Here is a 15,492-nt window from a genome sequence, read left to right as displayed (position 1 = left end):
AATACGAAACGGATTAAGGCAAAATTAAAAATGAGCCCGGTACAATACCGGACTCACTTTTATCAAGCTGCCTAATGAAATAACCGTGTCTAACTTTTAGGGGTCACTTCATTTATACCTTTAAAACGCTCTTTTTTATTATTTCCCTTCCGTTACATAAGCCCACTTAAAGCTATATTCTGGACTGATGTTATGTTTCACAATTCCTTTAACATTCGGTTTCATTACATACGCTCTACCTGTTTGATATAAAGGAATTAATCCTGCATCTTCTTCAAGGAACAATTTCTCTGCTTTTCCTAACGTTTCCCAACGCTTCTTCGGATCAGACAATAATTCATTACCTGCTTTCGCTACCATTTCATCGTATTTTGGATTCGAATAACTCATTTGGTTATACGGGCTCTTCGATTCAAACATATCAATAAACGTCATTGGATCCGAATAATCCGGGCTCCAACCTGCAAATGAAACTTCATAATCTTGCGCTGACTCTAATTTCAGTTTTTGTTTGAACGGCTGAATTTTCGTGTTAACCGTTACACCTTTTAAGTTTTTCTCAATTTGATCTTTAAAATAGTCAGCAATTTTTTTCGCAGTTCCATCATCATAGCTTAGTAGTTCAATTGTCACTTGATCTTTTCCAAGTTCTTTTTTCGCCGCTTCCCAAGCTGCTGCACCTTTTTTCGGATCATATTTTAGACCATTTTTAAATGTATCTTGGTAATCTTTACCGTCAGGCCCTGTCGCAAGCCCTTTTGGTACTAATTGATCTGTTGCTTTTGAACCGTTATTTAAAATAACGTTCGCTAAGCCTTTTTTATCAATTGATAACGCAATTGCTTCACGTAGTTTTTTGCTCTTTAACGGTGTATCTTGTCCGTTACGCTTTTGATTTAAACGTAAGAAGAATGTACTTGCTTCTGAATACTCACCGTACTCCTCTTTGTTCGATTTATATTTATCAACGAATTCTCCTGATAATAGTGTAAAATCAATTGATCCTGTATCATATAAGTTTACTTTCGTCGCAACTTCTTTTACTACACTATAGTTAATTTCTTCTAATTTCACAGTCTTTTTATCCCAATACTGATCATTTTTCTTTAACTGCCATCCTTGTTCATGTTTCCATGACGCCATAACGAACGGTCCATTATACAACGTTGTATCTGCTTCTAAACCGAACTTATCTCCTTTTTCTTTTACGAACTTTTCATTTAAAGGATAGTACGATGGGAATGCCATTAAATTCAAGAAATACGGTACTGGCTTTTCTAATTCTACTTCTAGTGTATAATCATCTACCGCTTTTGCTCCTAAATCTGTTAGAGGTTTTTCACCTTTATTAATTGCTTCTGCATTTTTAATATAGAAAGCGATAAACGCATATTCTGCCGCTGTATTTTTATCAAGTAAGCGCTGCCATCCGTATACGAAATCTTTCGCTGTTACAGGATCACCGTTAGACCATTTTGCATCTTTACGTAGTTTAAATGTATATTTTTTGCCATCCTCGCTTTTCGTACTAGATTCTGCCACAGCCGGGATTGGCTTATTATCTTTATCAAGACGATATAATCCTTCCATTGTGTTCCCTAAAATTTGAGAACCTAATGTATCAGTAGATTTTGAAACATCCATCGTCGGAATTTCTTGATTTTCTGTACGATTTAATACTTGTTTCGCTGCGTATTTAATTTCAGCTTTTTTCTCTTCCCCACCACCACTAGACGTCGTAGTTGATTTCTTCTCCCCACCAGATCCAGAACACGCTGTCAACGCCATACTCATTGCTAAAACTGGCGCTACAACCGCCGTGAACTTTTTCATCTTTTTCTTCATTTTTGTACCCTCCCCAATTATATGTACGAAACCATCTTTGATAGACTTTCTAATAACTAGTTATCAGAAAATTCTTATTAATTAATATTCTACTATTTTTTCAAGTTTTGTAAAGTTATTTTTAAAATATTCTAAAAATTTTTTTGTGATAGTAACAAGTATTCTTTTTACAATTATCACTATACAAATTCTTCATTATATCTATCGTTTTATTTGCATGTAATCTCATAATAAAAAGAGCATTCCAAAAGTAAATAGTCTACTTTTGGAATGCTCTATCATTTATCTTTCTATTGTGGCCAACGAGATTCTCACTACAAAATAAGCTAAGAAATTTGTATGCATCCACTTAAAGATAACATTACTGTTTAAAAATTATTTTCCATCTTTTTCAGTCATATATGCCCACTTGAAGCTATACTCTGGACTGATGTTATGGTGAACAATGCCTTTTGCATTTGGTTTTTGAACGTATGCATCACCACGTTGGTATAAAGGTACAAGCGCTACATCTTGCTCAAGAAGTAATTTCTCAGCTTTTCCTAGCTCTTCCCAACGTTTCTTCGCGTCACCCATTAATTCTCCGCCAGCTTTTTTGATCATATCATCATATTTTGAATCAGCGAAGCTCATTTGGTTATGAGAATGATTAGACTGGAACATATCTAAGAATGTCATTGGGTCAGCGTAGTCAGGTCCCCAACCAGCAAATGATATATCATAGTCTTGCTCTGTTTCTAATTTCAGCTTTTGTTTGAATGGCTGAAGTTTAATATTAACAGTTACACCTTTTAAGTTTTTCTCAATTTGATCTTTTACATATTCCCCAACTTTTTTCGCATTACCAGTGTCATAGTTTAATAGCTCAATTGTAACTTGGTCTTTCCCAAGCTCTTTTTTCGCTTCATTCCATGCAGCTGCTGCTTTTTTCGCATCTGGTTTAATACCATTTTTAAATGTTTCTTGGAAGTCTTTACCGTCTGGTCCAGTTGCTAATCCTTTCGGTACTAAGAAGTCCGCAGGCTTAGATCCATCATTTAAAATAACGTTTGATAAATTCTTTTTATCGATTGATAATGCGATTGCTTCACGTAATTTTTGGCTCTTTAACGGTGTATCTTGTCCGCCACGTTTTTGGTTCATACGTAAGAAGTAAGTACTTACTTGTGAGTATGAGCCAAACTCTTCTTTATTGTTTCTATACTTATCAACGAATTCACCTGTTAATAACGCGAAATCAATTGCATTTGTATCATATAAGTTTACTCTTGTAGCTACTTCTTTTACTACGCTATAGTTAATTTCATCTAGTTTTACAGTCTTTTTATCCCAATATTGATCGTTTTTCTTCAGTTTCCAGCCTTGCTCGTGCTTCCAATCAGTAAGAACGAACGGTCCGTTATATACTGTAGTATCAGACTCTAAACCGTATTTATCCCCTTTTTCTTTTACGAACTTCTCATTTAATGGATAGTACGATGGGAATGCTACTAAGTTTAAGAAGTATGGTACTGCTTGTTCTAATTCAACTTCAAAAGTAAGGTCGTCTACTGCCTTTACTCCTAGTTCTGTTACAGGTTTTTCCCCTTTATTAACGGCTTCTGCATTTTTAATTGGGAATGCAATGAATGCATACTCAGCAGCTGTTTTTGGGTCTAATAGACGTTGCCAAGCATATACGAAATCTTTCGCTGTTACAGGATCACCATTTGACCATTTTGCATCTTTACGTAATTTGAATGTATATTTTTTACCATCCTCACTCTTCGTGCTTGACTCTGCCGCAGCTGGGATTGGTTTGTTATCTTTATCTAATCGGTATAAACCTTCCATTGTGTTCCCTAAAATTTGAGAACCTAATGTATCAGTATTTTTAGAAGTATCCATTGTCGGAATCTCATTTGTTTCCGTACGATTTAGTACTTGTTTCGCTGCTAATTTTTCTTCTGATTTTCTATCTCCGCCAGAGCTAGAATTTGTGCTTGTCTTCTTATCTCCACCTGATGTAGAACATGCTGTTAATGCCATACTCATTGCTAAAACTGGTGCTACAACTGCTGTTAGTTTTTTTATTTTTTTCTTTTTCACTTTCTGTACCCTCCCTAATTCTTAACGCTCTCATTTAAGAATTTTCTGATAATTCTGTTTTTCTTTATATATTTATCAGAAGATTCTTATTAACTATTATTCTACTAATTTTTTGAGTTTTGTAAAGTGTTATTATTGAAAATTTTTAAAAAATTATTTTTTTACAGTAATATTCATAAAAATTCCATAGTCTTTCGAAACACTATATCTCATTGAATTCTATGTATTGATTTAATAGTCTTTATATCCTTTCACTATAAAACACTTGTAAATTATTGTTAATAAATAATGTATATCGTAACAAACCTCTTTTCTACAAAAATAAAAAAGCAGACATTTCGCCTGCTTCAATTCTCCTCAATTTGCTTTTCGCTTAATCCTAGATGTGTTCTAAGAGTATTACTCAAACTCTGTAGATCTTTTTTATTAGGATTATAATAATATACACGTTGTCCGTTTGGGCCATTAGGTAAATATAAATCATCACCAGCTAATTGTATTTTTTCAACTGAACCGTTTAAACCGTATTTATAAAAAGATAAAATATCATCCATTACTAAGTTTGTTTTAAAATCGCCGTTAACCGCCTCAACTATTTTTTCTAGCTTCGTAATCGATCCTACACTTTTTAATTTACTTAAAATCGATTCAATAACAAGTTGTTGCCGCTGACCTCTCATTGCATCACTATCAATATGACGCGTTCTTGCTAGTGCAAGTGCTTCTTCCCCATTTAATTTTTGTAATCCTTTTCTCAAATGGATCGCATCAGGTTCATCTTTACTATTTTGCTCCGTAAATTCAACTGGGACATCTACCTCAATACCATCTAACCCATCAACAATTTTAGTAAAGGAACCAAAATTAAATTTCACAAAATAATCAACAGGCACCTGTAACAATTTTTCTACCGCTTCCACTGAAGCTTGCGGTCCTCCATCTTTACCATTTTGAACGAAACCACTTCCATATGCATGGGTTATTTTATCCTTTTTCTTTTGAACTGGAACATATGTATATGTATCACGCGGTATGCTCGTTAATTTCACTGTTTTATCATCTTTATTAAAGGTGGCTAACAATAACGCATCTGTATGAAATGCACCATTATACTCCTTTTGTCGTTCTTGATTTTCATCAATTCCCATAATTAAAAGTGAAACATGATTTGCAATTGGCTTTACAGATTTCTCACGTAAATTGGATTTTTCACCTCGTGCTAAATTCAAATTAGATTTTTGTACGAGACTAGAAGTTTTCATATATACATAGGTTCCATAGCCAATTCCACCAAATAGTAATACCGCTAGTAGTAAACTTATTATCGTTTTCTTTTTATATTTTTGCTTATTTTTCTCTTCTCTTAAAGATGAATGATTCCTCATTTACTCTCCTCCTGTTTCTATTCATCCAATATGTTTTTCATTTTTTCATATTTAGCGCTATCCTTTTGAAACACACTTTCTTTCAATCCTTTATCTATTTGTATCCATTCAGTCGTAAGTGAATATTGAATCAAGCCTTCTTGAAAACTAAGAAATTTCAATATAATCCCTGTATTTTTCTCCACAACCATTTCGAATTTCCCTCTTAAATTTTCAGAGGTGCTAACAGGCATCTCTATGTTGATGACTCCTTCAATTTTGTAACAATCTAATCCAAGATATTTCGTTTCTTTATAATTCCAATCTTTATATCGAATTAACAAATCTGCGAATTCTGATTGAATACTATACTTAGCTAGTCCTACATATTCATCATCATATCGCCTTTTTTCACCTGATTTTTTCAATAACCTTTCCGTAGGATTTAATTTTAATAGTTCATTGTTTCTTTCTTTCGGGTTCCATTTTGTCTCTTTATAGGTATGCTTCTCATCATCAAACTCTTTTTTCTTGCCCTCGTTATATATAATTGTTCGTTTTTTCGCTAGTTTATCTTCTTTCGAAGAGATACCTCTTTGTTTTTCCGTATCAATCGCATACTTATATGTTGTAGCAACTCTTGATGAGCTAGAATATTCCTCAAATTGTCCTGAAATATTTTTAAAATAATCAATAGAATCTAGCATCTTTTGATGAATCTTTTCTTTATCTGGATAATGTACATTCGATTTTATTTCTTCTTCATTTTCATAATCAGAAAACGCTTTTTTCTTTACATATTCAAATACTCCACCGTTTTGCGCAAAACTTTGGATAGAAAACTCAGACATAGATACCACTGAAAGTATACAAACCGCTGCACTAATTATCATCATATGAATTTTGCAACTCTTCTTTTTTACCTGAAGATTATGTAGTGTGCCATTAATCTTTTCATTTAACTCTGGAGGTACTATAACATTTTCATCTTTTATTCTCTTTTTTAATTTCTCATCAAATAATTTTTCATTATCCACCCTTTACACCCCCTATTCCATCTTTAATCGTTTTTGTAGTTGTTCCCTTGCGCGTGACAATCTGGATTTCACTGTTCCTTTTGGTACTTCTAAAAGCTTTGCTATACTCTCTTGATTCATATCTTCATAATAATAAAGCACCGTAACAGCTCTTAATTCTTCATGTAACGATTGAATCGCATTACACAAATCTATATCTTCATACTGATCACACGCACTCATATTGTAATCATTCTCTTCTGTCACAATTACATTTTTATACGCTCTAATAATATTGTTACACTCATTTATTAGTATTCGAATTAACCAAGTTTGAAAAAATTCTTCTTTTTTTAATTTTTTTATATTTTCATAGGCCTTTAAAATTGTTGTCTGTATCGCATCCTCTATATTTGTCTCATCACGTAACATCGCCTTTGCTATTCGATACATCTTCACTTTTTCTGTATGTATAAGCGCTATAAAGGCTTCATGATCACCTTTTTTCGCTAAAGAAACATCCGTTTCTTCTTTTATAATCATTTTATATAAAGGGATTACTTTCACAATTGCTCCTCCTGTTTCATCCTCACTTCATCACTTCCAATTTAACTTTACATGTATTAGACGTATGAACCTAGAAAAAGGTTCATTTTTTTGAATATTTTTTTAATTAAAAAGATAAATATCCTTTATAAGTGTTATGTGATAAACATACTAGTTTAAATTTACAAATAAAAAAAGCCCACTTTCTAGTGGACTTTCTACTTTATAACGGTAAATCCCTCTTCCTAAATACTACAATCGCTACTAAGAAAATACAAAGCGCTCCAGCAGTTAACCCTATACTTACCGGCCATATATTATACGTTCCTTCAGCGATTTCTTTCGGGCGAAACAGCGTGAATAATGATAGACTTCTCATCCACTCTAACTTATCACTTAATTTACCTACCATATCCAATACGAAAAATAAGATAGTTAAACTCGCTGAATAACTTAGTGCTTTTCTTTCGTCATTACATATACAAGAAAAGAAAAATGAATACGCACTAACGACTAAAAATATGAGCCCTCCGACTACATTTATCTTCAAAAATAATTCTTTATTTAAGTTATTATCTTGTAAAAACCATTCTGCACCTACTAACCCAGCTACATACGTAACAGATACAATAATCAGAAGTCCTAATATGAGAACAGTAGCTTGTGTAATAGCAATTTGCACTCTAGATACAGGTGTTGCTAGCAAGTATGCCATTGCTCCTTTATCTACATGACGAGCAATTAAATGTGTCGCAACTGTTACGCAAAAAATTGTTAAAATGATAATAAACAATAGACTATAGTATTCACCAGCTAAAAAATCCATTACGTTTTGAATCGGACTTTCCATACCAACGATTTTTTTCACACTATCAGGCATGGCAGCTATTAATTCATTTAGCCCTTTCGCTGATACCATTGACGGGAATATCCAAATTAATAACCACAAATATAAAGCCGCACCAGACGCATAACTCAAAATACTTTTTTGTGTTTCTTTCAAACTAGCTAAAAACAATTGCTTATTCATGCGTTATCCCTTCTTTCTTATCGTAATAATGCATAAATAAATGTTCTAAATCCATCGCTCTCGTTTGAAGTGCCGTTACATTATAGTTTGAAAGTGTTTGTAAAACAGTTTGATAGTTTCCTTGTACAATGATAGATGCCTCTCTGCCTTTTACCGCTTCAAATTGCAAATTACACTTTGTAAGGGACTCAATCTCTTCTTGTGATGATACTGTTACATCTATCACCTGTCTTCTCATACTTTGTAAATCGTGAATATTTTCAACCGTTACGAGTCGACCATCTTTAATAATAGCTACTCTGTCACAAGTTCTCTCAATTTCAGTAAAAATATGTGATGACATCAGGATTGTTTTTCCTCTTTGCTTTTCCTCTAATATTAAATCTATAAACACTTGCTGCATAAGTGGATCAAGTCCAGATGTTGGTTCATCTAAAATTAACACCTCTGGATCGTGCATAAATGCAGCGACTATCCCTACTTTTTGCTTCATTCCTTTAGACATTTTGCGAATCGGTGTTTTCACATCAAATTGCAGACGCTCTATCAGTTCATCTCGTCTTTTCGTATCCTTTAATCCACGCATTCCTTGCATTAATTTTAAAAACTCTAATCCGTTCATTCCTTCAATAAAAGAAATTTCACCCGGTAAATAACCAACTTCTCTTTGAATTTTCGCTGCTTCATTCCAACAATCTAATCCAAAAATTGTCGCTTTACCAGCTGTCGGTTTTATAAATCCCATTAAATTACGAATCGTCGTTGATTTCCCGGCACCATTCGGTCCTAAATAACCAAATACTTCTCCCTTTTTTACATCAAATGTAATATGAAACAAACCTTTTCCATTCGAAAACTGTTTTGTGACATCTTGAACTGAAATCATAATTCCACCTCATTTTTTGAAATATTTAATATGTGATATTTCAAAATTATTGTACTCCTCATCTTTCATATTCGCAACAACTTTTTGAAATATTTATTAGTCCATATTTCAAAATTATTGTTTTCCATTATTTTTTCTTGTATATTTTAAGTGAGGTGATTGCATTGAACGGCTTTGAAAGAGTAAAAGAAAAGAAAAAGCGTGCCATTAAAGAAGCAGCATTCGTATTATTTTCAGAACGTGGATTTAATGAAGTGAAAATAGAACATATCGCAAAAGAAGCAAACGTTTCTCAAGTTACAATTTATAATCATTTCGGAAGTAAAGATGCTTTATTTAGGGAGCTTATACAAGAATTTATCATATCTGAATTTCAATATTATAAAGAGCTTGCAGAAGAAAAATTACCTTTTCATGATATGATGCAAAAAATGATTGTAAGAAAAATGAATACTGGCGGGTTATTTCAACCTGATATGTTATTACAAATGATGCAAAGGGACGAAGAACTCCGTAAGTTTATTTATAGTTATCAAAATGAAAAAATCCTGCCCTGGTATTTAGAAATATTAGAACGAGCTCAGCGCAAAAATGAAATTAATCCACACCTTACTAAAGAAATGATGTTACTTTACATTCAAATGTTTACAAAATTAGGTGATGAATTTGGAGCACAACTTCTTGAAGGAGATCGTGAAAAACATATACAAGATATCGTTACGATGTTCTTCTATGGTCTTTCTGTTCCACAAAAATAAAAAAGACACGAATTTCGTGTCTTTTTTATTTTATAGAAATGACTCTACCCTTTTCACTACTTTCAATCGCTAATTGAATCAGTTTAATAACATCTAAACCTTCTTGTGCTGTTACAGGCAGTTTCTCACCATTTAATATACTATCTCGTACACCTTTATAATAATTGTCATAACAACCGACTTCTGTTGGAATACGCTCTAAGCTTTCTTCTGTTTCTAAAGTAGCAAAATTCTCTTCATCGTCTACTCCATAACCGTTATCACCTGGCTTCATTCCATTTTTTAATTGCTCTTCCTGCGAATCCATACCGCACTTCACGATAGAACCTTTCTCTCCATGCACTATAAAATGCGGTCCAGCTTTTTTCACATAACTACTACTACGTAAAATGACACGTTTAACTCCGTAATGAAGTACTATGTGGAAATAATCATCCACCTCTGCACCTGGTCGTTGTTTTATTACATCTGCACTTATCGCATCTGGTTTCCCGAATATTGATAACGCTTGGTCAATTAAATGCGATCCTAAATCGTATAATATACCGGAACCTGGTAGATTTTTTTCTCTCCATCGATCACGCACATGTGGACGGAAACGATCAAAATTCGATTCATATGCGTATACATTCCCTACTCTGTTTTCTTCTAACAATTTCTTAATTGTTAAGAAATCATTATCAAAACGACGATTATGATATACGCTTAACATTACATTATGCTGCTCTGCTAATGAAATAAGCTCTTCTCCTTCTTCAATTGAAACAACAAATGGTTTTTCTACAACAACATGCTTACCGTTTAAAATTGCTTCTTTTACATATGGAAAATGAGTTGTATTAGGTGATGTAATAACAACTAAGTCAACATCAGCTCGCTTCACCAATTCATCAATTGTACTCACAACATTAGCGTTTGGTAATGTTTCTTTTACTACCTCTTCTTTTGAGGATAATACAGCACGAATATCATATTCTTCTATCGTTTGTAATAGTGGGATATGAAATGTCGTACTAGAAAAACCAAATCCTACAATCCCTACACCTATTTTTTTCATGTTGTCCCTCCATTTGTCCCGCTTTAACGGGCAGTAAAATTCCTAACTCAAAATTCAGCAAAAGCTAAGAAATTAGGTGAGGAATCAACTGCTTGTTAAAACCCGATTGGTTCAACTAATAATCAATGTGGATAAAGAAACTCCCCATTGATTAAAGTTCCACTTTATGAGAACGATTTCATTCAGTTATTATAACAAGATTATTATCATTTACATAATAAATTGCCTAGAAAAAAGCATCTTGCTACTATTCATAGCAAGATGCTTTTTTACTCCGGTCGTTTTTTCGTCCACGTTTCTACTACTTCACCAGTATCATTAACATCTAGCACTAGGCTACCATTACTATACCGGTCTTTATTTCGATACGCTTTCGGATCAATTTCTTCTACAATGTTTTTCTCTGTCTTCATGTAAACTAATTCATCGTCCCGAACAATTTCAATACCGACAATGCGGTACGGATTACGTTTTAACTCTTTGAAAATAACAAGACCTCGCTTTGCCCTCGTCGATTTCTCAATTTCTGATGCTTTTAGACGCTTTACAGCACCGCGCTGCGTTACGAGAATAAGTTGATCTTTGTCACCATTTAATGGTTTACCAGAAGCGACATAGTCATCTTCTTTTAAATTAATTGCTTTCACACCAGCAGCTCTTACACCGACTGGACTTACTTCATCTTCATGGAAAATAAGTGCATATGCACCATGTGTAGCAAGAACGATATCACTCGTTCCATCTGTCGCAAATATATCGACAACTTCATCACCTTTTTTCAAGTTTACAGCAACGAATGCCCTTGAATAACGCTGAACTTTATATTGATTTAATTCTGTTTTCTTTATCATACCATTTCGCGTTACAAATACGATAAATCGTTTTTCTTCCTCAAAGTTCGGTACAACCGTTGCCCAAATGATTGTTTCATCTCGGTCGAGTGAAACGATATTTGCAACGTGCTGACCTAAATCTTTCCAACGAATATCTGGCATTTCGTATACTGGAAGATATATATAGTTTCCTTTACTTGTGAATAAAAGAACTGTTTCAGTCGTATTCGTATCGAATCGTTCAAGTAAGATGTCACCCTCTTTCATACCGAAGTCTTTGCCGTTTGAGGCATTATGCGAGCGCCATCCAGTACGTTTCACATATCCTTCTTTCGTTACAGTAACGATGACATCTTCTTGTGGAATCATCACTTCTACGTCTATTTTAATTTCTTCAATTTGCTCTTCAATAATAGCACGGCGATCATCACTATATGTTTTCTTAACTCTCTTCAAATCAGTTTTAATGACTTGAAGTAATCTTTTTTCACTTTGTAAAATTGACTGTAGCTCTAGAATTTTCTTATTAAGCTCATCTGCTTCTTCTTGTAACGCCGTAATGTCTGTATTCGTTAAGCGATATAATTGCAAGGATACAATTGCTTCCGCTTGTGCTTCTGTAAAGCCAAATTTTGCACTTAAATTATCTTTCGCATTACGTTTATCTTTTGAAGCTCGAATTGTCTCGATTACTTGGTCTAAAATCGATAATGCTTTCTTTAAACCTTCTACAATATGTTGACGATTTTCTGCTTTTCTTAATTCATACTGTGAACGTCTCGTAATAACCTCTTTTTGATGTCCAATATAAGCATCCAAAATTTTCGGTAATGTCATAAGTGTAGGACGACGATTATTGATCGCTACCATATTAAAGTTATATGGAATTTGCAAATCTGTATTTTTATATAAATAATTTAAAATACCTTCGGCGTTTGCTTCTTTCTTTAATTCAACAACAATTCGTAAACCAGTACGATCTGTCTCATCACGTACTTCAGCAATACCATCTAACTTTTTATCTAGACGTAATTCATCCATTTTCTTTACAAGGTTCGCCTTATTCACTTCGTAAGGAATTTCAGTGATTACAATTTGTTGTTTCCCACCGCGTACTGTTTCAACTTCTGCTTTTCCGCGAATAATAATTTTACCTTTACCTGTTTCATACGCCTTTTTAATACCATCAATCCCTTGAATAATACCACCTGTTGGGAAATCTGGTCCTTTCATAACTGTTAATAAATCATCAACAGTACTATTTGGCTTATCAATACGCATCATTGTAGCGTCAATAACTTCTCCAAGATGATGCGGAGGAATTTCTGTTGCATAACCAGCGGAAATCCCTGTAGATCCGTTCACTAATAAATTCGGGAACGCTGCTGGTAATACAACTGGTTCTTCACTCGTATCATCAAAGTTTGACACGAATTCAACTGTTTCTTTATCAAGATCACGTAATAATTCAGATGCGATTGGTGATAAACGAGCTTCCGTATAACGCATTGCTGCCGCTGGATCCCCATCAACACTACCGTTATTACCATGCATTTCAACTAAAACATTACGTACTTTCCAAGTTTGGCTTAAGCGTACCATTGCTTCATATACAGAGGAATCTCCATGTGGATGATAATTACCAATAACATTACCTACTGTTTTAGCTGATTTACGAAACGCTTTATCATGTACATTACCTTCTACATACATAGAATATAAAATACGTCTTTGTACTGGCTTTAAGCCATCACGTGCATCTGGAAGTGCACGATCTTGAATAATATATTTACTATAACGTGCAAAGCGGTCACCTAACACGTCTTCAAGCGGGAGGTCATGAAACTTCTCTGCTTGCATGTTATTCCACCTCCGTCTCCATAATCATTTCATTTTCTAAAATATTTCCTTCTTCTTGCATACCAAACTGTACATTACGTTCAATCCATTTACGGCGTGGTTCTACTTTATCGCCCATTAATGTTGTAACGCGACGCTCTGCTCTTGCTGCATCATCAATTTTCACGCGAATTAATGTACGCGTTTCAGGATTCATTGTTGTTTCCCATAATTGATCTGCATTCATTTCACCAAGTCCTTTATAACGTTGTAACATATAGCCTTTGCCCACTTTTTTCGTTACACCGTCTAATTCCTCATCTGACCAAGCGTATTCAATTACCTCACTCTTACCTTTTCCTTTACTTACTTTGTATAAAGGAGGAAGTGCGATAAACACTTTACCGGCTTCGATAAGTGGCTTCATATATCTGTAGAAGAACGTTAATAACAATACTTGAATATGAGCTCCATCCGTATCGGCATCGGTCATAATTACAACTTTATCGTAGTTGATATCTTCAACAGCGAATTCATTTCCTACACCGCCGCCAATTGCATAAATAATTGTATTAATCTCTTCATTTTTAAAGATATCAGCAAGCTTTGCTTTCTCTGTATTAATTACTTTACCACGTAACGGTAATACGGCCTGGAAACGACGGTCTCGTCCTTGTTTCGCTGAACCACCGGCAGAGTCACCCTCTACTAAATACAATTCGTTTTTCTGAGGATTACGTGATTGTGCAGGTGTTAACTTCCCGCTTAACGTACCTTCTGATTTTTTCTTCTTCTTACCACTACGTGCTTCTTCTCTCGCTTTACGAGCAGCCTCACGTGCTTGCGCTGCTTTAACTGCCTTTCTCACAAGAAGTGTAGCTACATCCGGGTTTTCCTCTAAAAAGTAAGCTAAATGCTCTGATACAATGGCATCAATAGAAGAACGAGCTTCACTTGTACCAAGTTTCCCTTTCGTTTGTCCTTCAAACTGAAGTACTTCTTCTGGTACACGTACAGAAACGATAGCCGCTACACCTTCACGAATATCTGTACCTTCTAAATTTTTATCTTTTTCTTTTAATAATGAAACTTTACGAGCATACTCATTGAACACACGCGTCATTGCTGTTTTAAATCCAGCTTCGTGTGTTCCACCATCTTTTGTACGTACGTTATTTACAAACGAAAGAATATTTTCTGAGTAACCATCATTAAACTGGAATGCTAGTTCTGCTTCAATCCCGTTTTGTTCACCAGTGAAGTATACAACCGGGTGAATTGAATCTTTTTCTTCGTTTAAATATGAAACGAAAGCTTCAATTCCTGTTTCATAATGAAATACATCCTCTAAATCATTACGTTCGTCTTTTATCGAGATTTTCATTCCTTTTAATAAGAATGCAGATTCACGTAATCTCTCACATAATGTTTCATAATTATAATTTGTCGTGCTGAAAATCGTTGTATCTGGTTTGAAGTGCATTGTCGTACCAGACTCTTTTGTTTTCCCAATTTTCTCTAACGTCGTTGCAGGAACGCCACCATTTTCAAAGCGTTGTTCATAAATGTTACCATCACGTTTAATTGTTACTACTAACCATTCTGACAAGGCGTTTACAACTGATGCCCCAACACCGTGTAAACCACCACTCGTTTTATAGCCACCTTGACCAAACTTACCACCTGCATGAAGTACAGTTAAAATAACTTCAGGTGTAGGTTTCCCAAGTTTATGCATTCCCGTAGGCATTCCTCGCCCTTTATCTATAACGCTAATACTATTATCTTTATGTATTACGACTGAAATTTCGTCGCCAAATCCCGCTAACGCTTCGTCAACGGAGTTATCTACTATTTCATATACTAAATGATGCAATCCACGGCTATCCGTACTCCCGATATACATACCCGGGCGTTTTCGAACGGCTTCAAGTCCTTCTAACACTTGAATCGCATCTTCATTATATTGGAACTGATGCTTCGCCAAACTCCTTGCCCCTTTCCTAATCCAAAATCAGAACATATGTTTCTATTATAGAATAACGCCTCGACTATAGTTTTGGCAAGTTATCTTATCTCTTTTATATACCATCTTCAATAGAAAAATCCTTGTTTTCTCACAAGGATTCCTCTAGGCTACTATTTCAGAAAAATAATCGTTTGTCAACGAGAAATGGATATGTATTCCAAGATTACACATTCCAAACCTTTATTATGATCCAAATGATCA

At 34.4% G+C, this 15,492-nt stretch carries 11 protein-coding genes; 1 reads left to right on the top strand and 10 read right to left on the bottom strand.

All coding sequences use genetic code 11. The features are described 5' to 3' along the window. Positions 1 to 138 precede the first annotated feature (138 nt). The 7 genes from MR170_RS05080 to MR170_RS05050 form a co-directional block, all read right to left on the bottom strand. Complete coding sequence (locus MR170_RS05080; protein WP_000728442.1) at positions 139 to 1,845, bottom strand: peptide ABC transporter substrate-binding protein; 1,707 nt, start codon at positions 1,843 to 1,845, stop codon at positions 139 to 141. A gap of 375 nt (positions 1,846 to 2,220) precedes the next feature. Next, positions 2,221 to 3,933, bottom strand: a complete 1,713-nt coding sequence (locus MR170_RS05075; RefSeq protein WP_242307448.1) for a peptide ABC transporter substrate-binding protein — start codon at positions 3,931 to 3,933, stop codon at positions 2,221 to 2,223. 347 nt (positions 3,934 to 4,280) lie between these two features. Continuing rightward, positions 4,281 to 5,318, bottom strand: coding sequence for an LCP family protein (locus MR170_RS05070; protein WP_242307446.1), 1,038 nt, complete (start codon positions 5,316 to 5,318; stop codon positions 4,281 to 4,283). A gap of 17 nt (positions 5,319 to 5,335) precedes the next feature. Then, complete coding sequence (locus MR170_RS05065; protein WP_242307444.1) at positions 5,336 to 6,334, bottom strand: anti-sigma factor; 999 nt, start codon at positions 6,332 to 6,334, stop codon at positions 5,336 to 5,338. A gap of 12 nt (positions 6,335 to 6,346) precedes the next feature. Further along, positions 6,347 to 6,880 carry an RNA polymerase sigma factor gene (locus MR170_RS05060; RefSeq protein WP_043936421.1) on the bottom strand — a complete coding sequence of 178 codons (534 nt, stop codon included), beginning with the start codon at positions 6,878 to 6,880 and terminating at the stop codon, positions 6,347 to 6,349. Between the two features lie 202 nt (positions 6,881 to 7,082). Beyond that, on the bottom strand, positions 7,083 to 7,889 hold the full coding sequence (locus tag MR170_RS05055; RefSeq protein WP_016080684.1) for an ABC transporter permease subunit: 807 nt from the start codon (positions 7,887 to 7,889) through the stop codon (positions 7,083 to 7,085). Continuing rightward, complete coding sequence (locus tag MR170_RS05050) at positions 7,882 to 8,775, bottom strand: ABC transporter ATP-binding protein (RefSeq protein WP_029443026.1); 894 nt, start codon at positions 8,773 to 8,775, stop codon at positions 7,882 to 7,884. The genes MR170_RS05055 and MR170_RS05050 overlap by 8 nt, the downstream gene beginning before the upstream one ends. Before the next feature lie 155 nt (positions 8,776 to 8,930). On the opposite strand from MR170_RS05050, the gene MR170_RS05045 reads away from it, so the two are divergent. Continuing rightward, positions 8,931 to 9,533: a TetR/AcrR family transcriptional regulator gene (locus MR170_RS05045; protein WP_116777626.1), complete on the top strand. Its 603-nt coding sequence runs from the start codon at positions 8,931 to 8,933 to the stop codon at positions 9,531 to 9,533. Between the two features lie 25 nt (positions 9,534 to 9,558). On the opposite strand, the gene MR170_RS05040 is transcribed toward MR170_RS05045, so the two are convergent. The 3 genes from MR170_RS05040 to parE all read right to left on the bottom strand — a co-directional run bounded on the left by MR170_RS05040 (position 9,559) and on the right by parE (position 15,249). Further along, the gene (locus MR170_RS05040; protein WP_016080680.1) at positions 9,559 to 10,590 is read right to left on the bottom strand and encodes an oxidoreductase; all 1,032 of its coding nucleotides are present in this window, start codon (positions 10,588 to 10,590) and stop codon (positions 9,559 to 9,561) included. Between the two features lie 269 nt (positions 10,591 to 10,859). Then, entirely contained in the window at positions 10,860 to 13,283 is a 2,424-nt protein-coding gene (parC, locus tag MR170_RS05035) for a DNA topoisomerase IV subunit A (protein ID WP_016080679.1), read from the bottom strand. 1 nt (position 13,284) lies between these two features. Next, positions 13,285 to 15,249 carry a DNA topoisomerase IV subunit B gene (parE, locus tag MR170_RS05030; protein ID WP_242307442.1) on the bottom strand — a complete coding sequence of 655 codons (1,965 nt, stop codon included), beginning with the start codon at positions 15,247 to 15,249 and terminating at the stop codon, positions 13,285 to 13,287. Positions 15,250 to 15,492 lie beyond the last annotated feature (243 nt).

The organism is Bacillus cereus group sp. BfR-BA-01524 (genome assembly GCF_022662595.1).
In the GTDB taxonomy this organism is placed as follows: Bacteria; Bacillota; Bacilli; order Bacillales; family Bacillaceae_G; genus Bacillus_A; species Bacillus_A thuringiensis_S.
The sequence above is the reverse complement of the archived record's forward strand: the minus strand, read 5'-3'. Positions and strand labels throughout refer to the sequence as shown.

Bases quoted from the DNA above. Each gene is read 5' to 3' on its own strand.
- MR170_RS05080 (WP_000728442.1), bottom strand. From the start codon at position 1,845: ATGAAGAAAAAGATGAAAAAGTTCACGGCGGTTGTAGCGCCAGTTTTA.
- MR170_RS05070 (WP_242307446.1), bottom strand. From the start codon at position 5,318: ATGAGGAATCATTCATCTTTAAGAGAAGAGAAAAATAAGCAAAAATAT.
- MR170_RS05055 (WP_016080684.1), bottom strand. From the start codon at position 7,889: ATGAATAAGCAATTGTTTTTAGCTAGTTTGAAAGAAACACAAAAAAGT.
- MR170_RS05050 (WP_029443026.1), bottom strand. From the start codon at position 8,775: ATGATTTCAGTTCAAGATGTCACAAAACAGTTTTCGAATGGAAAAGGT.
- MR170_RS05040 (WP_016080680.1), bottom strand. From the start codon at position 10,590: ATGAAAAAAATAGGTGTAGGGATTGTAGGATTTGGTTTTTCTAGTACG.
- parC (WP_016080679.1), bottom strand. From the start codon at position 13,283: ATGCAAGCAGAGAAGTTTCATGACCTCCCGCTTGAAGACGTGTTAGGT.